The following is a 23,361-nucleotide window of genomic DNA, read 5'->3' on the forward strand; positions in this document are numbered from 1 at the left end:
CAACCGTATTTCTTTTTAAAGGAGTACAAATGTGATGCATATCTCTCAATATATGTTTTTTCTAAGGCGAACGAGTCTCCTGTCGCAAAAAAATTAGATTTTGATATTAGACTAAGCTAACTTAAAATACTATATTACATTCATCTTTTCTTTGCTCTTTAGGCTCTCTCCCTTACTCTAAAAAGCTATCTTTACGCACGCATTTAAAGAGGTAACCTCCTATGAGTAATGAGGCAGAAAAGCCGAATTTCATTACGACTTCTCTTGACTTTTTGGTCAATTGGGGCCGTACGAACTCCCTATGGCCGTTTCCGTATGGAACGGCATGCTGTGCAATCGAATTTATGAGTACCGAAGTGGGTCGCTACGACTTGTCCCGTATCGGGTCTGAATATGTGCGTTTTACGCCGCGTCAGTCCGATGTGCTACTTGTGGCCGGTACCATTTCCTATAAGCAAGCGCCAATACTCAAGCGCATGTACGAACAGATGGCCGAACCCCGTTGGGTAATCGCCATGGGTGCCTGCGCCAGCTCCGGTGGTTTCTATGACTGCTACTGCACTGTGCCGGGCATTGACCACATTATTCCGGTAGACGTGTATATCGGTGGTTGCCCCTCTCGTCCGGAAGCGTTCTTCGAGGCGATGTTTGACCTCCAGAAGAAGATCAAGGATGAGTCCTACATGAAACAGCGTGCCGAACGCGTCAAGGATCAGCTCGAAATGATCAAGGCGAAAACCGAACAGGCGAAGGCGGAAGCCCGTGAATTTGCTCGCGAAAAGACTGCTGAGCTCAAGGAATTCGTGACTGAAAAAGAGCAGGAACTTGTCAAGAAAGCACAGTTCTGGAAGGAGTAATGATGGAATCCGTGATTGACATTCTAGAATCCAAGTTTGGCGCCAAGCGTGATGCGAGTGCCAAGTGGGATGCCTGCGTGGTGGTCCCGAAGGAATACCTGCACAATGCGGTCGAATTCCTGAAGAACGATCCGTCGATGCAGTTCGACATGCTCCTCGACCTCGCCGGAATTGACTACCTGACTTATCCGAACCATGAAGGTCCGCGTTTTGCCGTGAGCTACGCTTTTAAGAGCATGAAGAACCCGGGCCGCCGCGTCCGTCTTAAGGTGGTGGTCAGCGAAGCCGACCTGAAGGTGCCGACCCTTACAGATTTGTATGCAAGCGCCAACTGGCTTGAACGTGAAGTCTACGACCAGTTCGGTATCGTGTTCGAAGGACACCCGGACCTGCGCCGCATTTTGAACCATGTTGAATTTGTAGGCCACCCGCTGCGCAAGGATTATCCTGCCCAGAAGCGCCAGTGGCTCTCGACAAGCGATTTCTTGATTCCTGAACTGGAAAAGCGTCTGGAATCCAAGGGCTACAAGGTAATCCAGCGCTCCAAGGAAATCATGCCTGTCGAAGAAGAATATCTTGAAGGGAGTATCAGAGAATGATCGTACTTGACCCGAATGGCGAAAAGATGAACCTGATGGCCCTGAACGTGGGCCCGACGCATCCGGCGACTCACCACTGCGTGCGCCTGCTGGCTGCCCTCGATGGCGAAACCATCGTGGCCGGAGTCCATGAAATCGGCTTTATGCACCGCGGTTTTGAAAAGATGGTCGAACGCGGCACCTGGCAGCAGGTGATCCCGTACACCGACCGCTTGAACTACTGCTCTGCAATGATGAACAACATTGCATTCTGCCGCGCAGTCGAAAACATGTATGGTATCGAAATCCCGGAACGCTGCAAGGTGCTCCGCGTGATTGTGAACGAACTCTCTCGCATTAACGACCACTTTATTTGCACGGCTGCTGCCTTCCAGGACTTGGGCGGCACCACACCGTTCATGTACGCTTTCAATCCGCGTGAAGAAATCATGCTGATTTGGGAAAAGCTCACGGGCGCACGCCTCACGAACAGCTTTGCCCGCATTGGCGGCCTCTACCGCGACAGCTACGACGGTTTCGAAGACGACGTGCTCGCTGCTTGCAAGTCGGTGGAAAAGGCCCTCAAGGACCTGCACGCCTGCTTGGACCGCAACCGTATCTTCCTCGACCGTACCGTGGGCGTCGGCAAGATTTCTGCCGAACGCGCTATCAGCTACGGCTGGACTGGTCCGTGTCTCCGTGCGACGGGTGTCGAAAGCGACCTCCGCAAGGACGAACCTTACTACGACTACGAAACCTACGACTGGGAAGTCGTGGTGGGAACCCAGGGCGATGCCAACGACCGCCTGCAGGTGCGCCTTGCCGAAATTGAAGAATCTGTGAAGATTGTGCGCCAGGCCCTGAAGCGCCTCGCTCCAGGCCCGGTCGACATTGTCGACCCACGCATCCGCGTGCCAGCGCACAAGCTTGCCTACCAGGACATGGAAGCCCTTATCGGCCGCTTCAAGAGCGTGTACGAAGGTGTGCGCGTGCCCGAAGGCGAATACTACTGCGCAAGCGAATGCGCGAACGGCGAACTCGGCTTTACCATCGTAAGCGATGGCAGCGGCCACCCCTACCGCATCAAGGTGCGTTCCCCGTCGTTTGCCCATGTGTCTGCATTTAACGAACTGGTCGAAGGCCTGACCCTTGCCGACTCCATGGCAACTCTGCCTGGCCTCAACATGATTGCTGGAGAACTTGACCGATGACACAACATATTCAAGGTGCAGTTCAGTTTGTATCGAATAACCATTTGAAGTTCGACGGCCCGAGCGAAGCGATTCCCGCTCTCCCGGATCCGGGTCAGACTTTTGGCTACGTGAACAAGCCTGTTCCGCAGCCCGCTCCGAAGGAAGTGCTCGCCAAGCTCGACACTCCCGAAATCAAGGAACGTTGCGCCGACTTGCTCAGCCGCTATCCGGTGGGCCAGGGCGCTTTGCTTGAAGTCCTTTGGCTGGTGCAGGGCGTGTTCGGCTGGGTGCCGACTGAAGGTATCCGCTGGGCGGCAAACGTTTGCGGTTGCGCTCCGGCTCATGCTCTTGGCGTTGCCACTTTCTATACCATGTACAACCACGCTCCCAAGGGCAAGTTCCTGTTGCAGTTCTGCCGCAACATCAGCTGCGCTATCAAGGGTGCCCAGCCGCTTATCAAGTATGTGGAAAACAAGCTTGGCGTTAAGTCCGGCGAAACCACTCCCGATGGCATGTTTACCGTGCTCCAGGTGGAATGCCTGGGTAGCTGCGGCAACGGCCCGATGATGCTGGTGAACGATGACTTCGCCACCGACGTGGTCGACGGTCAGCTCAAGATGAAGCGCGGTACGACTCTTACCGAAGCAAGCATCGATCGCATTATCGACTGGTGCAAGGCCCATGCGAATAACGTGCCGAAGCACGACGTACTCGGCGGCACAGTGAAGGGCCACGGTGGCCATCCCGGTGCTCCGGGTGCTACGGCCAAGCCGCAGGTCGCTGACTACGCTCCGCCTTCTCCGGTGCTTAACGTGAAGGCCGAAGCCGACGAAAACGGTGCGACCCTCACCTGGAAGGGCGCTCCCGAATTCACGAAGATTGTCGTCGAAAAGAAGAACGGCAATGACTGGGTCGCCGTGGGCGAGCCCGGCGTGAAGGACAAGGCTTTCGTCGATGCAAACGGCAAGGCGGGCGATGTGTATCGCATGATTGCAACTTCCGGTGAACGTACGGCAAAGCCTTCCAAGGAAGCCGTTACCACCCAGAAACCGGCTCCGGTTGAGGAGGCTAAGTAATTATGGCTGAAGTAGTAAAAGTTTGTACGCAAAACTTTGGCAAGGGTGCTCAGGACATCGAAGTCTACAAGAAGCTGGGCGGCTATGCGAACATTTCGGATCGCTTGTTCAACATGAGCCAGTTCGAAGTGATTGACTACGTGCAGCGTTCCGGCCTGCGTGGCCGTGGCGGTGCAGGCTTCCCGACCGGCATGAAGTGGAGCTTTGTTCCGCGCAATTCCGGCAAGCCCGTGTACATTGTAGTCAACGCTGACGAAGGCGAAGGCGGTACCTTTAAGGATCACTTCCTGATGATGGAAGATCCGCACCGCTTGATCGAAGGCTTGATTATTGCAGCCTGGGCTCTCGGTAGCCGTGCCGCATACATCTACTGCCGTGGCGAATTCCTGCCCTGCATCGAAAGCCTGAACAAGGCTTTGAACCAGGCATACGCCGCCGGCTACCTCGGCGAAAACATTTGCGGCACCAAGTTCAGTTTCGATATCTTTGTTCACCGTGGCGCAGGCGCCTACATTTGCGGTGAAGAAACTGCTTTGATCAACTCGCTCGAAGGCCAGAAGGGACAGCCCCGTCTGAAGCCGCCTTTCCCGGCGGTGAGTGGCGCCTGGAAGAGCCCGACTTGCGTGAACAACGTCGAGACCATTATGTCTCTCCCGTGGATTTTCCAGCATGAACCCGAAGAATACGCCAAGATGGGGACGCCCCGTGCAGGCGGTACCAAGGTGTTCTGCATCTCGGGCGACGTGAAGAATCCGGGCGTGTACGAAGCTCCGCTCGGCACTCCGATGATGACGATGATCAACGAATACGCCGGTGGCGTCGTGGGCGGGAACCTGAAGGCGGTACTCCCGGGCGGTTCTTCCTGTGCTCCGCTGAACGCCGGCGAATGTGCCGTAGCCACCATGGACTACGAATGCCTCGCTTCCATGAAGACGATGTTCGGTTCGGGCGCCATGATCGTGATTAACGATACGCACAACATGGCTGAACTCCTGAACGTGCTTGGCAACTTCTACAGCCACGAATCTTGCGGCCAGTGCACTCCGTGCCGCGAAGGTACGGGTCTTCTGCACCGCATTCTGAACCAGATTGTGGATGGCAAGGGTCACGACGGCGACGTGGAACTGATGCAGAGCCTTTCTGGTGGATTTGGCGGCGTGACGATTTGCCCGCTTTCTATTTCGCTCGGTGGCCCGGTGGGCTCCTACACGGCGAAGTTCCGCGCTGACTTTGATGAATTAATCGCAAAGAACCCCGAACATGCCAAGCCGCGTGTTCAGGAAAACTATCGTCCTGGAATTTTCTGGTAATCATATGAGTAACTACTATAACATGCCGAAACTCCCGACCGAGAACAGCCCGAAGGTGGAAATCTTCGTGGACGACAAGCCGGTGATGGTTCCGGGCGACACGAACCTCCTCGAAGCCCTCAAGGCTGTCGGGATTGAAACTCCTCACGTATGTTACCACCAGTATTTGCCGGTGTCCGGTAACTGCCGCCAGTGCTTGGTGGAGCAAGAAGGCCCCCGCGGTCGCATGCTCGTGATTGCATGCTACACGCCGGTCGCTCCGGGCATGAAGATTTACACGCCCGCATCTAGTGCCCGCGTGAAGAACGCCCGCAAGGCAACGCAAGAATTCATGCTGGTGAACCACCCGCTTGATTGCCCGATTTGCGACAAGGCCGGTGAATGCACCCTGCAAGAAAACTATATGGAAGCGGGGCAGAACGAATCCCGTATGCGCCCGGAATACGGCAAGAACTACCACGGCAATCCGGCGCACCAGTTCATTGATGCGAAGGGTCAGCTCCGTGGCGGTAAGCACGTGGACTTAGGCCCCCGCGTTTTGCTTGACGAAGAACGCTGCGTGCAGTGCGACCGTTGCGTGCGCTTTATGCGTACCATTGCCGGTTCCGAACAGCTGCAACTTGCTGGCCGCGCCGACCACACTTACATTACGACCTTCCCGGGCGAAAAACTTGACCACGAATACGACTTGTGCGTCACGGACGTTTGTCCGGTGGGCGCTATGACGGCCAAGTACTTCCGCTTCCAGAAGCGCGTTTGGCTGCTCAGCCACACGCCGACGATTTCGATGGACGATTCTCTCGGTGCAAACATTTGGCTGGATCACGCCGACGGTCACATTTACCGCGTGATGCCGCGTTGCAACCCCGAAGTGAACCGCAGCTGGCTTTCCAACACGAGCCGCCTTGCGTTCCAGAATTTCGACAAGAACCGCTTGCCGGCGATGGGCTTCCACGTGATTCAGGAAGCGCTCGCCGAAGTCAAGAAGGTCGGGGGCAAGGTCGCCCTCGTTGCCGGTGGCTCTTGCACCATCGAAGATCTCGCCGCACTCCGCATGCTCAAGGAATCCTTGGGCGACTCCGCCGAACTTTTCGGCGGCACCTTCAAGAAGGTGGGAGCCCCTGATGGCATTGCCATGAGTGGCGACCCGCTTGCAAACCGTGCCGGTATCAAGTTGCTCGGTATTGCCGACAATAATCTTGAAGACCTCGTAAAGCGAGCTCCTGAATTTAAGGTGCTCTTGACGGTGAATGCCGATGTCTTCGGCGAAGGTGGTTCTGCTGCCTCTGCCCTTGAAAAAATTCCGACACGTATTGCTTTCACTCCGTTCAACGATGCAACTGCTTCTAAGGCGACACTTGCTTTCGGTATCCGTCACTGGAGTGAAGTCCAGGGTACCATGGTGAATAGCCTGAACATTCTGCAAAAGCTGAATGCCTGCCCGGTTTGCCCCGACGAAAACCTTCGCCCCGCATACGAGGTGCTCTCTGAACTTGCCGGTTGCAAGTTTGACAGCGCATTCGATGCCTTTAAGAAGGCTGGTGAATATGCAAGCGTCTTGGCTGGACTCTCTTACGATACCATCAAGAGCACTGGTAAGTTGCTCGAAGGAGGTAACGCCTAATGGATATTATTGAATCCAAAACTTGGGTGGAATGGGCAATTACCATCGCGAAGTTCGCCTTCTGCTTTGTGCCGGTTCTCTATATTCTGCTCCTGATTCCTATGGAACGTCGTGGTGCAGGTTTTATGCAGGACCGCCAGGGCCCGAACCGCTCCTATATCAAGGTTCCGTACTTCGGTAAGGTTCGCCTGTTTGGCTATGTGCAGAACATGTGCGACGGTACCAAGCTTTTCTTCAAGGAAATGTTTGCTCCGACCGGTTCCAAAAAGTTCCTCTACTACGTGGCTCCTGCCATTCCGTTTGCTATCGTGTTCCTTAGCCCGTGTGTGATTCCGTGGTTTGGCCCGATGGTGTTCGAATGGGGTGGCAAGGTGGTTCGTATTGCAGGTCCGATCGTGGATTCCGAAGTGGGCATCCTGTTGCTCTTCGGCTTCAGTTCGCTTTCTGCCTACGGTGCCGTTCTTGCTGGCCTTAGCTCTCGCTCCAAGTACAGCTACCTTGGTTCCTTGCGTACCACTGCAATGACTATCAGCTACGAAGTCTGCCAGGGTCTTTCCATGATGGGCCTCCTGGTGCTCGCGGGTTCCTTCAGCCTTACCGATATCGTGACTTGGCAAGAAAACCATGTGTGGGGCATTGTGGCTCAGCCGGTGGCTTTCTTCTGCTTCTTGATTGCGACGATTGCTGAAACGGGCCGTGCTCCGTTCGACGTCGCCGAAGGTGAACCGGAACTCGTTGCCGGTTACCATACCGAATATGGCGCCATGCAGTTCGGCTTGTTCTACATGGGCGAATACTCTCACATTTGCATTAGTAGCCTTTTGGTGGCAACCCTCTTCTTGGGTGGCTACTCGGTTCCGTTTGTCTCGACTGAAACCATTCAGACCCACATGGGTGGCTCTCTCGCCATTCTCTGCTGGGTGCTTGCATTCCTCGGTCTTGCGTTCCTCCACATGATTTACCGTTATTCTCGCAAGCTTGCCGCTTCCAAGCAGAGCAACAAGATGGAAATCCTGCGCGAATACACGCTTTACAAGACGGTGGCCTGGATCGTCACGGCAGCCTTTATCGCTGCGGGCGTTTGCTCTTGGCTTTACTACAACCCGGAATACTCCATGGTCAACGGCGTTGTGGTGAACAGCTTGGGTGCCGCTCTCGGTACTGCAGCCATCCACCTGCTGGTGCTCCTCGCCAAGAGCGTGTTCTTCTGCTGGGTGTGGATTTGGGTCCGCTGGACGCTACCGCGCTTCCGCTACGACCACGTGATGCATCTTGGCTGGAAAATTATCTTGAATATCGCTATTTTGAACCTCGTCGTGACCGCCGTGGTCGCGAAGTTGATGGGAGGTAACTAATGGCCCGCGTTATTAAGCAAAGACCCATGAACTGGGTAGAACGCCTCTACATTTTCGAGGCCATTCGCGGCTTGTGGACAACGCTCAAGCACGCGGCCCGCGGCCTGTTCCGCTACGAAGAACTTCCGACGATTTCTTACCCGGAAGGTCAGCCCGAAGTCCGTAGCACTTACCGTGCAAAGCACCGCCTGATGCTTCGCCCCGATGGCAGTCCCCGTTGCGTGGCCTGCGGCATGTGCGCTGCAGCTTGCCCCGCTCACTGTATTTATATCGAAGCGACCGCCAGTGACGATCCGCGCATCGAAAAGAAGGTCAAGCGCTTCGATATCGACCATTTGACTTGCGTGTTCTGCGGCCTTTGCGTTGAAGCCTGTCCGGTCGATGCGCTCCGTATGGATACCAAGGAAATCATCTTTGAACACCGCACCCGTGACGAATTCGTGGCAACCCTCGAAACTCTCACGAGTTGGAATCCGAAGGATTACCCCGATGACGCTCAGAGCCAAGTGGCTCCGGGTGGTACCAAGAATGCCCAGGCCCGCGCTGTCTGGGGAATGGAGGTAAAGTAATGCTTGCCCTGATTTACTTCATTGTTCTCGCTGCGGTTGCCGTGGTTGCCGCTTTGGGCGTGCTTTTCTCGAAGCATCCGCTGTACGGTGGTCTTTCGCTGGTGCTCACCATGCTTTCCCTTGCGGGCATTTACGGCCTCGTGGGTAGCCCCTTTATCGGTGTCGTACAGATTATGGTCTACGCCGGCGCTATCATGATGCTCCTGGTGTTCGTGATTTCTGTGTTGAATGCCGCGAAGGATTCCAAGACACCTATGTTCGATGGCGTGTCCATCTTCGTGGTCATTGCGGTGCTAGCCCTTGCCGGTCTCGTGGGTTTTGCCCTGGTGCTTTCGCCCATGGGTTTTGACGTCACGACGCTCCGTGGCTCTGTGGAAATGACTTCCAAGAATCTCTTCGATACTTCGAAGACTGGCCCCGGTTACTTCGTCCTGTTCGAAGTGCTTGGCCTGTTGCTGCTTTCTTCCATGGGCGCTGCGGTGCTTATGGCCAAGAAACGCCTGGGTACTGACGAAGCTGTCGCCGAAGATAAGGAGGAAAAGTAATGGAACTCCAACCGATTTACATTCAGATTCTCGCCTTGGTGCTCTTTACCATTGGCCTCATTACGGCTCTTGCTCGCCGTAACGTGTTCTTCGTGCTCATGGGTGTCGAACTTGCCCTGAACGCGGTGAATCTTTCTTTCGTGGGCTTTGCAAAGACGCTTCCTGCCGAATTGAGCGTGGCCGGCCAGATTGTGCCGCTGTTCTCGATTGCGGTTGCCGCTGCCGAAGCTTGCGTGGGCCTTGCACTCGTGATCCTCATTTTCCGCAACCGCGAAAGTGTCGATTCCGACAACTATTCCAATATGAAGGGGTAAGCAATGACAAATTTACCGCTTTGGATAATTCCTCTTTTCCCGCTTCTCGGAACGATTCTTCTGGGTGCGATTGCCGTGATTTCTTCGGGGAGCAAGAAAGGCCCCTCTGAAGGTTTCGTAGGTGCCCTTTCGGTGCTGTTCCCGGTGATTTCGTTCGTATGCGTGGTGCTCCTTGCCTTTGGCATGCCCGAAGAAGGTATCCGAGAAACGCTTTGCAACTGGATCGACATCCCGATGCTCAAGGTCGATATCGGATTCCTGTTCGATGGTCTTTCCCGCGTGATGCTCCTGTTCGTGACCGGTATCGGTTCGCTCATCGCTCTCTACTCGATTGGCTACATGCATGGTGATCGCGGCTTCACCCGCTTCTTCGCCTACATCAACCTCTTCCTGTTCAGCATGATAGTGCTGGTACTCTCCGATAGCTTGCTCCTGACCTTCCTCGGTTGGGAAGGCGTGGGTCTTTGCTCCTACCTGCTTATCGGTTTCTGGAATCACGACTTGAACAATTGCAAGGCTGCAAACAAGGCCTTCATCGTGAACCGCGTGGGTGATATCGGTTTCTTGCTCGGTATGCTTTGCTTGGCGACCTTGGGTGGCTCTGCAATTCTCAATTACGATGCCTTGAACAAGTTCGTTGAAATGCTCATTGCCGGTGGCCATGTGGAACTTGCTGCTCCGATTCTCACGATTGCGGGCCTCTTGTTCTTCGTAGGTTGCACGGGTAAGTCCGCTCAGATTCCGCTTCTCACGTGGCTCCCGGATGCCATGGCTGGTCCGACACCTGTGTCTGCCCTTATCCATGCCGCTACCATGGTGACCTCTGGCGTGTATCTGTTGGCCCGTCTTAGCCGCATGTTCGTTCTTATTCCCGAAGTGCTCATCATCATCCTGATTGTGGGTATGCTTACCGCTTTCTGGGCTGCTGTTGCAGGTCTCTTCCAGAACGACATCAAGAAGGTGTTGGCCTACTCGACGATTTCTCAGCTCGGTTACATGTTCATGGCTGCAGGCGCTGCCGCCTTCGATGCCTCCATCTTCCATGTGTTCACCCACGCTTTCTTCAAGGCCGCCCTCTTCTTGGGCGCCGGTGCCGTGATTCACTCCCTGGCGGGTGAACAGGATATGCGCCGCATGGGTGGTCTCATCAAGAAGACTCCGGTAACTGCTTGCGTGATGATTTTTGCCTTCCTCGCTATTATCGGTTTCCCGGGCTTTGCAGGATTCTGGTCTAAGGATCTCATCTTGGAACGTCTCTATACGAACGCCCCCTTCGGTGAAATCTTCTACTATGTAGGCCTTATTACTGCGGTGATTACGGCGGTCTATATGGGGCGTCTCATTATCATGACCTTCTTCGGTGAATACCGTGGTTCCAAGGAAAGCGAAGAACACATTCATGAAGCTCCGGCCAGCATGCTTATCCCGATGGTGATTCTCGCTTTCGGTGCTGTGTTTGCCGGTTACCTGTGGGCCGACTCCATGGGCATCAAGTTCTTTGCAAATACTCTCGCTCCGGTGGTGGGCGAAGCACAGAACTACAGCTTGGGTACTGCAACTCATCACGTGAGCGCTTTGACCTTTGCCTGTTTCGGCACGGCAGCCGCTCTGCTCGGTATGATTGTTGCCTACGTGCTTTACGGCCGTACCCGCATTCCGCGCATTCCGGCTAAGTTGAGCAGTGCTCCTGTTGGCTTCAAGGCTGACTGGACCTTCTTCTTCGACTACATCCATGAAATTTTCATTGTCATGACCAAGGCTGCAGCCTTTATCGCCGACATGTTTGTCGATAAGGTCCTGCAGGGAATTCAGTGGACCGTGGGTTCCATTGTTGAAATCATTGGTGATGGCGTGAGTTCTTTCCAGGTGCGCAAGGTGCGCGTGCAGCTTACGCTTAGCCTGGTGGGTGTCGCCGCCTTAGTTGCCGTTGTACTTTTGACCGGAGGATTGTTCTAATGCTTTTACATCTTCTTGTCCTCGCTCCTTTTGCCGCAGCCATTTTGATGATGGCTACTTCCAAGGAAGATCCTAAGTCTTCTTCTAGACTGGCCTTCCTGTTCGGCTTTGCTTTCGTTGCTCTGTCCATTGCCCTGATCGCCAGTGGCAACCAGGCTACCGAAGCGGTTGAATGGTTCCGTATTCCGGGTGCCAAGGGTGCTGTTTACTACTACTTGTACAGCCATGGTCTGGGTGCCTGGATGGTATTCCTTTCTTGCGCACTTTCTCTTGTGGCTTTGATGACGGCTCGCAATACGGTTAACAAGAACTACCGCAACTTCGCCATCGGCATTTTCGCCTTGATGGGTGCTATGAACGGTACGTTCCTCGCCGCAGACGCCGTGCTGTTTTTCTTCTTCTTCGAAGCCATGGTGTTCCCCGCCGCAGTGCTTATTGCAGGCTTCGGTGGCAAGGACCGTCAAAAGGCCGCTATGACGTTTGCGATTTACACCTTGGTTGGTTCTGCCCCGATGATGGTTGCCCTCTGGTACTTGATTACGCTGGCAGACAATTCCCTGGTGCTTTCCTTGGCGGTGGCTCTCCAGAATCTTGATCCGGCAACGCAGACAACACTTCTGCTTTGCTTCTTGTTGGCCTTCTTGGTGAAGACTCCGATTTTCCCGTTCCATGGCTGGCAGGCAATTACTTATGCTGAAGCTCCGGCTTCGCTTTCGGCAATCCTTACGGGTGCCATGAGTAAGGCTGGCGTGTTCGGCTTTATCGCCTGGATCCTTCCGATTTTCCCGCTTTCGATGGAAATTGTGGATTCCATGATGTGGCTCGGCTTGGCTACGGCCATTTACGGTGCCTTGATGGCACTGCGCGCTACCGACGGCAAGAAGCTCCTCGCTTTCAGCTCCATGAGCCATTTGGGCTTGGCTGTAGCGGGCGTGTTCAGCCTCTCTGAATCCATGTTGCCGGCAGTCTTGGTGCTCCTGGTTGCTCACGGTCTTAGCGCCGGCGCCCAGTTCTACCTGATGGGTATTGCCGAACGCTTTGCCGGCACTCGCGATATCGAACAGCTCGGCGGTCTTGCCTCTCGCAACCCCGTGTTCGGTTCCCTCTTCGGATTCCTGGCGGTGCTTTCTCTCGCCGTTCCGGGAACAGCCGGATTCGTTGGCGAATTTACCGTGCTCATGTCTTTGTGGGATATGGGCCCGCTTCCGGCATTGGCCGCTGGTCTTTGCCTGATTCTTTCAGCAACCTACATGCTTCGCTTTGTGCAGAAGGTCATCTTTGGCAAGCCTGCCCGCGAATATGAAGACGGCAAGCGCATGACCGCTCTCGAAGGAACTTCGATCGGCGTGATGGGTATCCTTCTTCTGGTGTTCGGTATGCATCCGGCCTTCATTACCAATGCGCTCCAGCTCTTTGACGAAACCGCTGTTCAGGAAATGAACAAGTTGACTCACCCTGCCGACGATGCTCAGACGGTTGAAGCTTCTGCCGATACCACAGGCGAATCCATTGTAGACGAAAACATCGCTGCCGTGGCACAGCCCATGACCGAAGATGATTTGCGTCAGCTGGATTCCAACTTGAAGGCTAACGGCTTTACCGACGAAGAACGCGCTTCGCTGATTGCCCAGCTTAAGGCCATGAGCGAAACCGACGTCGCCGATGCGAACGAAAACGCAGAATCTAACGAGGCCAAAACAAACGAGGAGGCTTCTACCAATGAGTAATTACGTGAATCTCTTGCCGGTGATTCTTGTGGCTTTGGGCGCCCTCACGACGCTTGCTGCAGAACCTTTTATCAAGGATGAAAATAAGCACAAGATTTTGCCCTGGGTGGCAACCTTGTTCATTGCCCTTGGTGCTGGTGCCTACTACCTGACCACTAACGATACCTTCATGGACTTGTATGCCATGGATCCGGTTCGTCGAGTTCTCGGTCTTTCTGTCGTGCTCTGCGCATTCCTCGGAATTGCGGGCCTCCAGTGGACACTCGGCCACGAAAAGTTCAAGGGTGGCGAAGCTTACGCCCTGTTGATGCTTGCAACCTGCGGTGCATTGCTCATGACCCAGGCTATCGATTTCCTTGCCCTCTTCTTGGGTATGGAACTGGCTAGCTTCCCGATTTACGCCTTGGTGGGTCTTCGCCGCAAAGACGTGAATGCGAACGAAGGTGCTTTCAAGTACTTCGTTTCGGGATCGGTCTTCAGCGCAATCTTCCTGTACGGTGTCGCTCTCATTTACGGTGCTACCGGTTCGACCCACATCTTTGCCTCTGTCATCGCTGGCCGCGGCCTGCTTTATGGCATGGGCGTCCTCTTGGCCATGTTCGCGCTCCTCTTTAAGGCCGGTGCAGCTCCGCTCCACTTCTGGGTTGCAGATGTCTATACGGGTGCTTCTGTGGCGGTGACTGGCTTTATGGCTGCTGTAGTCAAGGTGGGAGCACTCGCTGCCTTGGGTACGCTTTGGCTTGGTTCCTTGGTGACCCGCATCGGTTCTGCTCCGGCATGGAACTTGGCTGAACAGGTGACCATTCATGGTGAAAATAAGAGCCTTTTCTACGTGATTGTGGTGGTGTCGCTGCTTTCTATGGCAATCGGCGCTTTCGGCGGTCTCGCTCAAAAGTCTATCCGCCGCATTATGGCATACTCCGCCGTGATGAACGCGGGCTTTATCGTAATCGGCCTGTTGCTGCCGGACTATGCTACCGAAGGCACGGTGCAGATGGGAGCCATGTACTACTTCCTGATTACTTATGCAGTCGGTAGCGCGGGTGCCCTCGCCGGTATCGCTTACCTTGCTGGTAAGGACGACAAGAACGAAACTCTGGAAGACATCCAGGGTCGTGGCCGCAAGCGCCCCTATGTGGCTGTCGCTACGACGGTCTGCTTGGCAAGCCTTGCTGGTATGCCGCCTGTAGCAGGGTTCCTCGCCAAGTTCACGCTCTTTACCGATGCCCTTTCGGGTGGACTCGGCGTAATCGCCGCGATTGCCTTTGGCCTTTCGCTGGTGGCCGCAGTGTTCTACCTGCGCATTGCCTTCGTGCTGTTCATGCCCCTTAAGGCCGAGTGCGAATGTCAGTGCTGCTGTGGCAAGAACACCGTGTACGCCTACCTGTTGCGCTTTGCCGTGACCCTTGCCGCCATCGCCCTGATTGTGGTCGGCATCTTCCCGAAGGTCGCGCTCATCGTTTAATGAAAGCGACTTTCTAGATGCAAAGCGTCTAGAATTTATATAAAAACCGCCTTTCGGGGCGGTTTTTTGTCGTTTTATCGGACTAATGCATACAAGATGTCCTATCTGTATACAGATGACTTATATTTATAAGCATGAAATTGAAAGGGTGGGTTGTATTTTTTCTTTTTTCGACATTCTTCGTTATAGAGGGATGTTCGATGTATGATTATAATGAATATACCATATCGCTAAACGAAGCCAATGTCTATTCTGCTTATTGGCAACCCGCCGATTCCTTGCTGTTCAATTTCGCTGCCGATACAAATCATACCGGCAAATATAATTTTTACAAGTATGAAACTCATGCAAAGGAATTGAAGAACAAATCGGACGGTAAGACTGTTTATGCAATCTCTGTCTATAGCGATGTGAGTGATCAATCGGATGTCTTTTCGATAGGGCTAGGATTGTCTGTCGTAAAAAATCAAGACGAGTATAGCGCCTACAGGTTTCCCGACACACTGTTCGTAGATATATACGGTTGCTCCGATTATGGCTGTACAAAGGCCGAAAAAATTGTTGTCCATAATGTAGATTACAGCTTTACGAAACTTTTGAAAAACAATGATTTTGAAATTTCTACGCCACAAGGCAGTTTTTCTACGAGAGACTTCGGATACGATTGCGACGTGGTCAAGGATTATTTTTTCCATTTGAAAATCGAACTGGACGATGTCAAGCTTGATTTGGATGCGCAGAAAGGTTCTGAATCCTGCTATGAGAGGAGCAACCCATGGTGTATTTACTGCTAGTGCTTGCAGTGGCCCTTGTGGGTTGTTCTGATTGGTATTATGAAGCTGCCGATACGGATTACTTCAAAGTCAAGGAACATAATCTTCGGGGACAATATCCTATTAATGACCGTACGATTGAGGGCAATGTCGTTTTGTTCCCGTTTGACAAGGACAGTGTGTTTACTCCTGAAAAGGTGGAGCTGATTCAGTTGGACAGTTCCCTTGCCGAAGTAGAAAAAATCCAGGGAGACATCCTCAAAGGAGATTCTCTCGATTACAGAATCCCTAGCCGAACATATAAGTATCCGTATGTGAAAATCCAGGTCAAGGGAAAGTGGAAATACTTGGGCTCAAAGGCAGTTCCGCTGACACTAGAAACTATCAGCGATATTTCGAATGTATGGAATCCGAATGTAACCCTGATGACGCACTTGGAAGTCCCGCTGGTGGAATCGCTTGTTGCCGACGAATACCCGTTTGACGCGGCGAAGCAGTTGGCTATGCAAAGGTTTACCGAAAACTTCGGCTTTGAATTCTTGAAACTGCCTGCGGAGTCTTCCCGTCGCGAATTCAGCGAAATGGCTCCTTGGTACAAATTCTTCTTGTTCGAAGGTTCGGATAGCGCCTTTGTAGAACGTATAGAAGATTTCCGCCAGGACATGGCAGACGGTGTTTATGATAATTCCGACCTAGTTGAATTTGCTGATTACATCATAGATGATTGGTTCCGTATGGATTCGCTCCTAAAAAGACCGGACTCCGTAAAACTGAACTGGACTTTTGTAGAATCTCTCGTTGAACATGCCTACGGGCTGGATGCTTGCGATGATTTGTCGATAGGAGCTGTGCATGTCAATGTCAAGGGCTCTAAATACAAGGGCGATTCCCTCGTTTGCGACAAACGCCAAAATGGCGAATATGTCTTGCGTCCTTTGACTCCGTTGGATCGTCAGTTTGGCCCGTGCACGGCCATTGATTCCTCGACAAATGACATTGTCTCCGATGGAGATACCTCATACTATTATTGTCTTCACAACTCTTTTGAATATGGCTCTTGGTCTAAAGCTCCTATGTATTTGGTGGTCGAAAAATATATAGGACCATGCAACGAAGATTTACGGTTGGTCGAAGAGACTCCGGCCAGGAAAGTGACTCAAGAGGTAAGAGTGAAATTTGGAGGGGAAATTTATGTTTGTGGACACCATGCAAATCGATGGTTTGACGATGGAAACGATACGTTGAGCTTTTTCTTTGGCGAATGCAATGAAGATTCGTTATGGAAATTGAAAAAGTTGCAGGATTCTTCCGAGTTCGTATGTACGTTTGATTCGTGGGTCCCAGCAAACGATACGCTCAGATTCCTTTCGGAACAGCGCCCATGCGAAAGAGGCCGGGATTCGCTGCGTTCATTCTCGTTTGATTCCACTTATTATGTGTGTGCCGAAATCCTTAGGGACAAAAAGCGTGTCTACACCTTCAAGGATACGACGCGCGCATTTGCGGATTCAATTGCCCACGAGAATTATCTTGCGACGGAATGTGCAAATATATCCGATACGGTAAAGTATATTGTGGATACGCTTGCAGGCAAGTATTACCATTGCCAAAATGGAACGGCCGGTTTCAAGTTCTACGAATCTGATTTTAGTCACGCCAGGGATTACCTGAACAAACAGTACGTCAAGACACTTCCGAATTGTACGGCGAATTCCGATACGCTAGAATTGATTACTTACCCGTATTTCGAGAAAACCCAGGGAAGTGACATGGCTAAGTATTATCATTGTGCAAATGTCGGAGGAAAATATCAATATGAGGCACTTGATTACGACCATGCTGTGACCTTGGCAGGGATTGCCGATGTAAATGCGAGATACACATGCGATGCAAAAACGGATACGCTCTCTGTGGTTCGCGATAGCGCATTCCGGAATTATTTCCATTGTGAAAAACAGAATGGTAAGTACACCTTTGTCCGAATTGATAAAATGCTGGCAGATTCCTATGCAAGCTATGCGGCCATGGATTCGCTCCTGCCCTGTGTGCCGTCGGATACCTTGCAGTATGAAAAGGACCAATACGGTTTCTGGTATTACTGTGCCGATAAGGGCGGAACGCTTACGCATGAAAGGATTGAGAGAGATTCCCTGGAAAAAATGCTTGTGAAACAGTTCGTTGCAGGACTGGAACCGTGTGACGAAACCTTGCACAGATGGCGTTCGGCGAAATATGATTTGTCATACGGTAAACGATATTATTTTGTATGTGACTACGATGAATACAATGTCTTTTCATGGAAAAGAGTGACTGGGGTCCGTTACGACCTCTATGGCATGATGGAAGAAGCGAAAATGAACTTGGAGGCTTGCTCGGCAGAAGAACTTGCGGCGCGAGGCCCTGCGGCCGAAGTAAAGAACGGAATTGTTACGGATTCGCGAGATGGACACAAGTACCGCGTCGTGACAGTCGGAAAACAGACCTGGATGGCGGAAAACTTGGATTACTACGATACTTTGGCCATGCCTAACTTGGTGAACGAGACCGCATGTGCGGATTCTAGCGTTTGTGCAGCAGGTACCCGTCGGTATTCGTGGTATGGCACAGTCAACGTGACTCACACAAGCGCTCTTGGTGATTTGAGACCACAACTTTGTACTCCTGTGCAAGGCGTGTGCCCAGTGGGGTGGCATATTCCTTCGATGATGGAATGGCAGGAACTTTTTGACAATGCAGCGAAAAACAAAGCTGGCAAGGATTACGGTGTCGACGTACGGAACAAGGACGATGTGTATTACGCCGTTTCTGAAGTGCGAATCATAAATGATAAGATTTCTTTGTTCTATGGCATGGATATTCCCTACGATAGCGATTACTATAGTTTTCAGAAGGTATTCTATTCCCGATCCTATTCAGTACGCTGCGTAAAGGACTAGGGAGATACCCGGACTGATGTTCCGGGATTTTTATTATCTTTCCTACCGAATAAAAAAGGAACAAATTATGGACAAGATTTATCGTTCGGGCATCGGTTTTGATGTTCACAAGTTGGTAGAAGGTCGCAAGTGCATTATTGGCGGCGTGGATATTCCTTACGAAAAGGGACTCCTCGGTCACAGCGATGCCGATGTCTTGCTGCATGCGATTAGCGATGCTTTGCTGGGTGCCGCGGGCCTCGGCGATATCGGCACGTACTTCCCGGATACGGACCCAGCCTTCAAGGGAGCCGACAGTCTGGAACTTCTGCGCAAGGTGGGCGAAGAGGTGCGTAAGGCCGGTTACGAGATTGTCAACATCGACAGCATCGTGATGTGCGAACGCCCGAAGGTGAATCCGCACAAGGATGCCATGAAGGCAAACATCGCTCGCGTGCTGGGTCTCGACATTAAGCAGATCGGCATCAAAGGAACCACGACTGAAAAACTCGGCTTTACCGGTCGCGGCGAAGGCATTGCCAGCCAGACTGTTGCCATGGTGCGCAGTCTGTAATTAGTCATTCCGAGATTAATACGGAATCTTTCTATCTTTGGCTGCGTAAAGAGAGGTTTTTATGTCCGCAAATCCAATTATCGTGGTTGATTACAATGCCGGTAACTTGACATCGGTGATGAATGCTCTTGCACATATTGGTGCAGAGGCCAAGTCTAGCCGCGATGCGGATGAAATCTCTAAGGCCACTCGCCTGATTTTCCCGGGCGTAGGTGCTGCGGCCTCTGCCATGGAAACTCTTACCCGTACAGGTATCGGCGAGGCCATCAAGACCGTGGTGAAGTCGGGCAATCCTGTGCTTGGTATTTGCATTGGCTGCCAGATTATTCTTGAAGAAAGCGAAGAAGATGGCGGGGTCAAGACTCTTGGACTTATTCCCGGCAAAGCGGTGCGCTTTAAGGATGAACCGGGACTCAAGATTCCTCACATGGGTTGGAACCAGGTGAACTTTACCCGCGAACACCCGATTATGAAGGGTATCCGCAGCGGTAGCGACTTTTACTACGTGCATTCCTACCACCCGGTAGTGCCTGCAGAATATTCTTTTGCCGAAACGACATACGGCACGCAGACCTTCCAGGGGCTGATCGGCAAGGACAACCTGATTGCCTCCCAGTTCCACCAGGAAAAGAGTGGCGATGTAGGCCTTGCCATGCTCAAGAATTTCTGCGACTGGAAAGTTTAAACAATATCTCATTTAAACGTGATATTTTGTACTTGACGAAATGCCGGGCCGAGCCCGGCTTTTCCTTTAATTATATTTACAGAAAAGTTAGGAGGACTTTATGTCTAAAAGAAGGCTTGCGTTTATCGCCCTATTTATGCTCGTGCAGGTTTCTTTTGCTGCATGGGATGGTTCCGTCAAAATTCCGAAAACGGTCAAGACCGGCGGCGTGGAATACTACGAGATAACCTCTCCCGAGGAATTGATCGGTTTCTTGGATTCCGTGACGACGGCGAATATGGGCAAACCAAGTCTCAGGGCTTATTTGAAGAACGATATTGTCTTCGGCGCGGATACGTCAAAGCTTTGTTCCAAACGATGGGAACGCGGTAATCGTAGCGAGTATTTCGAAGGCGATTTTGATGGCAAGGGCCATACCATTTACGGCTTGAATGCGGAACGTTCGTTGTTCCAAATCGTGGGCCAGGGGGGTGGCCTCGTTCACGATTTTAATGTGGCAAACAGTTCTTTTGGTAGCGATACGGCTTACATGGCAGCTGCGGTAGTGACTGAAATGCAATCGGGGCTTTCGAACGTAAACGTAATCAATACGGATGTTCGTAGTGGATTTATCGCAGGCGGCGTTGTGGCTCGAATGCTGAGCCCTTCGGATGCTCAATTGGCTTATATCTTGAGCTGCAATATGATTGGTGGTTCCGTTAAAGGTAGCACCTATGTGGGTGGTGTCGTGGGAACGGCTTATGGACGCGTTGCCGGTTGTACCAATTCGGCAAAGATTACTTTTGTAAAGAATGAAAAAGTAGGGCCGGACTACAATGTGTTTGTTGGCGGTATTGCGGGTGATGCCGATGCTCGAGATGGTATATCTATTGAAAATTGCGTTAATCGTGGTGATATCGAAATGGTGTCTGGGTCGGCGCTGTCTTATGCGGGGGGTGTTGTCGGTTATGTGTTGGGCTCTGTGAGGAACCTCCAGAATTACGGAAATGTTTCTGCGAAGACGGCCTTTACTTGCGATACGGTAAGTTCTGATTGGCAAATTACTCTTTATGTCGGAGGTATTGCCGGTAGTAAGCATTTCCATAAAAACGAAACTAGCGAAACCCGCGATTTCGTGAACGAGGGCGATGTGACGGCAATCGTCGAGTCTGCACTTGACGAAGGCACCTTGATGGTGGGTGGAATCTTTGGTGAAAACAGGAATAACGCTTTCCGCAATGCACTGAATAAGGGTGCTATCAAAGCCTATGGTACTGGTGCGTACAGAAAGGTTTATGCCGGCGGTATTATCGGTAATGCCTCGATTTATACGGATGTTCGCGGCTTCGAAAAGTTAGGAAACCGCGGCACAGTCTCTGCTGAAGGCCCATACCGTGTATGGTCGGGTGGCGTTGCCGGTTATATGGAACGTCGTGGATCTTCGGAGTTGCCTGCTTTGTCGTTGTCGTACAACTATGGCGATATTACAGGAGCCGTCACGGATGATCCGACTGAATACGGAGTCCTGAATGTGGGTGGTATTCTGGGGAATGCCTATTATACAATTTTTAGCGATGTCTATAACCGAGGTAAAGTGATTGCCAAGGGTAAGCTGAACATGGGCAATAGCGAAGTGGGCGGCCTTGTCGGTTTTTGGACTTATCCCGATTCGTCTGTAAAGAATACCTATAGTGCAGCTCCCGTTGTGAAGGGCGATACCATTGGCGGCCTGTTTGGATTTACGGGATCGTATGTGGCGCCGACGAATGCGTACTATGATGGTTCTCTTGTTGATATTGCGACGATGGGAAGGTATTACTACGATGGTGCCGTTTGCACGGATTGCAAGAAAACGACTGCAGAACTGCAAAGCGACGAAATGCTTGACTTGCTGAATACGGCTGGCGGAACTGTTGCTAATCGCGGCCTGTGGGTGCGTCGTGGCGGTTATCCGGTTTTCAAGTTCGATAGCCTGTATAAGAATGATTCCACCTATTTAGATATCCAGCGCTATGCGATGCCGCCGTCCCATGCAGATGGCGATACTCTGGTTTATACTATTTCTAAACCGGAGGAATTGGCCGCCTTCTTGGAAATGAAGCGTTATTTCGAAAACTACCATTATAAGAAAGTGAAGGTGGAACTGGCGAACGATATCGTGATGGGGCGTGACTCTACGCTTTTGTCGGCACGTCAAATGTCTGCGGATACAGGCTATGCTAGCTGCGTGAGCGCAGACTTTAATGGCAATAACCATACCATCTATGGACTCAATATGTCTAGAGCGATGTTCTTCTGCATCGATTCTGGCACAGTTGCTGAGAACTTTACGATTGCAAATAGCCGTTTCGAAAATGACTGGGGCTATTCTGCCGCTGGTGTGACTGTGAAAAACAGTGGATGCGTCAGAAATGTAACGATTCGCAATAGCTTTGTTCGCGGCGGATATTCTGCGGGCGGCCTTGTTGCCGATAACCATAATGTGAAAGCGGGTCTTATACTGGATTCCAAAAACGAAAACACGACGGTGATATCGGCAAATATTGCGGGCGGTATCGTGGGACAGTCTGATGGCGTGTTGCAAGGTGTTCGCAATTCTGGCAGGGTGTACGGACGTCTTGCCGGCGGTATTGTGGGTAATGCGTCTCCTTATTATATGTATGGTGGTAGCTCGATGCTTGTCGGCAGCGCTTACAATACGGGCACTGTTGTTGCTTTTGGAGACGGAGCTGTTGTCGGTGGTGGCATTGCCGGTTACTCGCGCTCGTCTACCTTGAGTAATGTGTTTAATACAGGCTTGGTAGAAGGGTCTTCTATTTCGGGCTCTCTTTCGGTGGGTGGCGTTGTTGGCGTGGCAGATTCCAATTCGACCATAACGACAATTGGTAACTGGGGTCGCGTGCATGCTCTGAACGGAAAACAGGTCTACGCGGGTGGCTTAGTGGGACGCATTGATGGATATATCTATCGAATCACGAATAGCGAAAATTTTGTGTATATTACTCCTGTGGCATACAGCTTTAACTATGGTCCCGTGACCGTAAAGAGCGCGCTTGAAGAATCCTATGCCGGTGGGCTCATTGGTAAGGGCAAGGGCTTTACGATGCAAACTGCTTATAACAGAGGCAGCGTGAAAAACGAGGCGAATGTCGCCGATGCCGTAACGGGTGGTGTAATTGCTACAGTGGATTCTGCAATTATAGCACAGACGTATGCCTTTGCCGAAACCTTGACCGGCAAAAAGGTGGCTGCCGTGACGTATGAAGCTACGGGCTTCGACACGTTCAACCATGTGCTTTATAACGCGGATATGGGTAATTATCCGGCTTATAATGGCGCTTCGGCGGACATGCGAGATTCCATTGTGGAACCTCTGAGCTTTGAAGAAATGATGTATCCGTCTGTGATGCAGTTGCATCCGGGGTTCAAGAGTGAAAAATATGTTGATAATGGATGCTTGCCGGTATTCAGTTATGACACGACGAGTGCTTGCGCGGTAACGGTGGTCAAGGACTTCTTTGGCGATGCAGACGAAACGTATAAGGTGGGCTATATTGTAGACGTCTTCTATGCAGATTCTACGTTGAATCCGAATGATAGCGGCTTGACTCCTGTGTTGCCGAAGCCGGTGGCTTCGTTGTTGCAGGTGGAAGTCTCTGGTCGTAACGTTGCCGTGACGGGCTTGCTTGAGAATAGGCCTGTGATGGTGTTCGATATGCGTGGCCGCATGGTGGCGTCGGCTAGATTCCATGGGACTTCGGTGAACCTGATGATTCCGAAGTCGGGCCGTTACCTAGTCCGTAGCGGCAAACAGTCGCGCTTGATTGTTGTCCGATAACCTAGAGAATTTTTGTTAGGAGATTCGC

General features: G+C 51.9%; 16 protein-coding genes and 2 pseudogenes. All 18 read left to right on the forward strand.

Annotation, left to right across the window (positions count from 1 at the left end; translation table 11 throughout):
- Positions 1 to 221 precede the first annotated feature (221 nt).
- Positions 222 to 722 (forward strand): annotated as a pseudogene (locus B9Y58_RS09585) (NADH-quinone oxidoreductase subunit B); the annotation flags it as partial.
- A 134-nt stretch (positions 723 to 856) separates the two neighbouring features.
- Positions 857 to 1,456 carry an NADH-quinone oxidoreductase subunit C gene (locus B9Y58_RS09590; protein ID WP_073055850.1) on the forward strand — a complete coding sequence of 200 codons (600 nt, stop codon included), beginning with the start codon at positions 857 to 859 and terminating at the stop codon, positions 1,454 to 1,456.
- Positions 1,453 to 2,646 (forward strand): NADH-quinone oxidoreductase subunit D, encoded by a 1,194-nt coding sequence (locus B9Y58_RS09595; RefSeq protein WP_073055852.1) that lies wholly within the window; start codon positions 1,453 to 1,455, stop codon positions 2,644 to 2,646. Before B9Y58_RS09590 ends, B9Y58_RS09595 begins: the two co-directional genes overlap by 4 nt.
- Entirely contained in the window at positions 2,643 to 3,704 is a 1,062-nt protein-coding gene (locus B9Y58_RS09600) for an NADH-quinone oxidoreductase subunit NuoE family protein (protein WP_073055854.1), read from the forward strand. The genes B9Y58_RS09595 and B9Y58_RS09600 overlap by 4 nt, the downstream gene beginning before the upstream one ends.
- Before the next feature lie 2 nt (positions 3,705 to 3,706).
- A complete protein-coding gene (gene nuoF, locus B9Y58_RS09605) occupies positions 3,707 to 5,014 on the forward strand; it encodes an NADH-quinone oxidoreductase subunit NuoF (RefSeq protein WP_073055856.1) in 1,308 nt (435 codons plus the stop codon).
- A gap of 4 nt (positions 5,015 to 5,018) precedes the next feature.
- Positions 5,019 to 6,638, forward strand: a complete 1,620-nt coding sequence (locus B9Y58_RS09610) for an NADH-quinone oxidoreductase subunit G (RefSeq protein WP_085534910.1) — start codon at positions 5,019 to 5,021, stop codon at positions 6,636 to 6,638.
- Positions 6,638 to 7,993 carry a complex I subunit 1/NuoH family protein gene (locus tag B9Y58_RS09615; protein ID WP_073055860.1) on the forward strand — a complete coding sequence of 452 codons (1,356 nt, stop codon included), beginning with the start codon at positions 6,638 to 6,640 and terminating at the stop codon, positions 7,991 to 7,993. Before B9Y58_RS09610 ends, B9Y58_RS09615 begins: the two co-directional genes overlap by 1 nt.
- A complete protein-coding gene (locus B9Y58_RS09620; RefSeq protein ID WP_233247904.1) occupies positions 7,993 to 8,562 on the forward strand; it encodes a NuoI/complex I 23 kDa subunit family protein in 570 nt (189 codons plus the stop codon). Before B9Y58_RS09615 ends, B9Y58_RS09620 begins: the two co-directional genes overlap by 1 nt.
- Positions 8,562 to 9,107, forward strand: coding sequence for an NADH-quinone oxidoreductase subunit J family protein (locus tag B9Y58_RS09625; protein ID WP_073055864.1), 546 nt, complete (start codon positions 8,562 to 8,564; stop codon positions 9,105 to 9,107). The genes B9Y58_RS09620 and B9Y58_RS09625 overlap by 1 nt, the downstream gene beginning before the upstream one ends.
- Entirely contained in the window at positions 9,107 to 9,421 is a 315-nt protein-coding gene (gene nuoK / locus B9Y58_RS09630; protein WP_073055866.1) for an NADH-quinone oxidoreductase subunit NuoK, read from the forward strand. Before B9Y58_RS09625 ends, nuoK begins: the two co-directional genes overlap by 1 nt.
- A gap of 3 nt (positions 9,422 to 9,424) precedes the next feature.
- Positions 9,425 to 11,377, forward strand: a complete 1,953-nt coding sequence (gene nuoL, locus B9Y58_RS09635; RefSeq protein WP_073055868.1) for an NADH-quinone oxidoreductase subunit L — start codon at positions 9,425 to 9,427, stop codon at positions 11,375 to 11,377.
- On the forward strand, positions 11,377 to 13,104 hold the full coding sequence (locus B9Y58_RS09640) for a complex I subunit 4 family protein (protein ID WP_073055869.1): 1,728 nt from the start codon (positions 11,377 to 11,379) through the stop codon (positions 13,102 to 13,104). The genes nuoL and B9Y58_RS09640 overlap by 1 nt, the downstream gene beginning before the upstream one ends.
- Positions 13,097 to 14,569, forward strand: coding sequence for an NADH-quinone oxidoreductase subunit N (locus B9Y58_RS09645; RefSeq protein ID WP_073055871.1), 1,473 nt, complete (start codon positions 13,097 to 13,099; stop codon positions 14,567 to 14,569). The genes B9Y58_RS09640 and B9Y58_RS09645 overlap by 8 nt, the downstream gene beginning before the upstream one ends.
- Positions 14,570 to 15,077: 508 nt before the next feature.
- A pseudogene (locus B9Y58_RS15165) lies at positions 15,078 to 15,140 on the forward strand (hypothetical protein); the annotation flags it as partial.
- Between the two features lie 204 nt (positions 15,141 to 15,344).
- On the forward strand, positions 15,345 to 18,278 hold the full coding sequence (locus tag B9Y58_RS09655) for an FISUMP domain-containing protein (RefSeq protein WP_083532279.1): 2,934 nt from the start codon (positions 15,345 to 15,347) through the stop codon (positions 18,276 to 18,278).
- A gap of 67 nt (positions 18,279 to 18,345) precedes the next feature.
- Complete coding sequence (gene ispF, locus B9Y58_RS09660) at positions 18,346 to 18,831, forward strand: 2-C-methyl-D-erythritol 2,4-cyclodiphosphate synthase (protein WP_073055878.1); 486 nt, start codon at positions 18,346 to 18,348, stop codon at positions 18,829 to 18,831.
- Positions 18,832 to 18,892: 61 nt separating this feature from the next.
- A complete protein-coding gene (hisH, locus tag B9Y58_RS09665) occupies positions 18,893 to 19,516 on the forward strand; it encodes an imidazole glycerol phosphate synthase subunit HisH (protein ID WP_073055880.1) in 624 nt (207 codons plus the stop codon).
- A gap of 100 nt (positions 19,517 to 19,616) precedes the next feature.
- Positions 19,617 to 23,333 (forward strand): hypothetical protein, encoded by a 3,717-nt coding sequence (locus tag B9Y58_RS09670; RefSeq protein WP_073055882.1) that lies wholly within the window; start codon positions 19,617 to 19,619, stop codon positions 23,331 to 23,333.
- The last annotated feature ends 28 nt before the right edge of the window (positions 23,334 to 23,361 follow it).

This window comes from Fibrobacter sp. UWB15 (assembly GCF_900177705.1).
In the GTDB taxonomy this organism is placed as follows: Bacteria; Fibrobacterota; Fibrobacteria; order Fibrobacterales; family Fibrobacteraceae; genus Fibrobacter.

Coding starts and splice junctions, on each gene's coding strand:
- B9Y58_RS09590 (WP_073055850.1), top strand. CDS start 857: ATGATGGAATCCGTGATTGACATTCTAGAATCCAAGTTTGGCGCCAAG.
- B9Y58_RS09595 (WP_073055852.1), top strand. CDS start 1,453: ATGATCGTACTTGACCCGAATGGCGAAAAGATGAACCTGATGGCCCTG.
- B9Y58_RS09600 (WP_073055854.1), top strand. CDS start 2,643: ATGACACAACATATTCAAGGTGCAGTTCAGTTTGTATCGAATAACCAT.
- nuoF (WP_073055856.1), top strand. CDS start 3,707: ATGGCTGAAGTAGTAAAAGTTTGTACGCAAAACTTTGGCAAGGGTGCT.
- B9Y58_RS09610 (WP_085534910.1), top strand. CDS start 5,019: ATGAGTAACTACTATAACATGCCGAAACTCCCGACCGAGAACAGCCCG.
- B9Y58_RS09615 (WP_073055860.1), top strand. CDS start 6,638: ATGGATATTATTGAATCCAAAACTTGGGTGGAATGGGCAATTACCATC.
- B9Y58_RS09620 (WP_233247904.1), top strand. CDS start 7,993: ATGGCCCGCGTTATTAAGCAAAGACCCATGAACTGGGTAGAACGCCTC.
- B9Y58_RS09625 (WP_073055864.1), top strand. CDS start 8,562: ATGCTTGCCCTGATTTACTTCATTGTTCTCGCTGCGGTTGCCGTGGTT.
- nuoK (WP_073055866.1), top strand. CDS start 9,107: ATGGAACTCCAACCGATTTACATTCAGATTCTCGCCTTGGTGCTCTTT.
- nuoL (WP_073055868.1), top strand. CDS start 9,425: ATGACAAATTTACCGCTTTGGATAATTCCTCTTTTCCCGCTTCTCGGA.
- B9Y58_RS09640 (WP_073055869.1), top strand. CDS start 11,377: ATGCTTTTACATCTTCTTGTCCTCGCTCCTTTTGCCGCAGCCATTTTG.
- B9Y58_RS09645 (WP_073055871.1), top strand. CDS start 13,097: ATGAGTAATTACGTGAATCTCTTGCCGGTGATTCTTGTGGCTTTGGGC.
- B9Y58_RS09655 (WP_083532279.1), top strand. CDS start 15,345: ATGGTGTATTTACTGCTAGTGCTTGCAGTGGCCCTTGTGGGTTGTTCT.
- ispF (WP_073055878.1), top strand. CDS start 18,346: ATGGACAAGATTTATCGTTCGGGCATCGGTTTTGATGTTCACAAGTTG.
- hisH (WP_073055880.1), top strand. CDS start 18,893: ATGTCCGCAAATCCAATTATCGTGGTTGATTACAATGCCGGTAACTTG.
- B9Y58_RS09670 (WP_073055882.1), top strand. CDS start 19,617: ATGTCTAAAAGAAGGCTTGCGTTTATCGCCCTATTTATGCTCGTGCAG.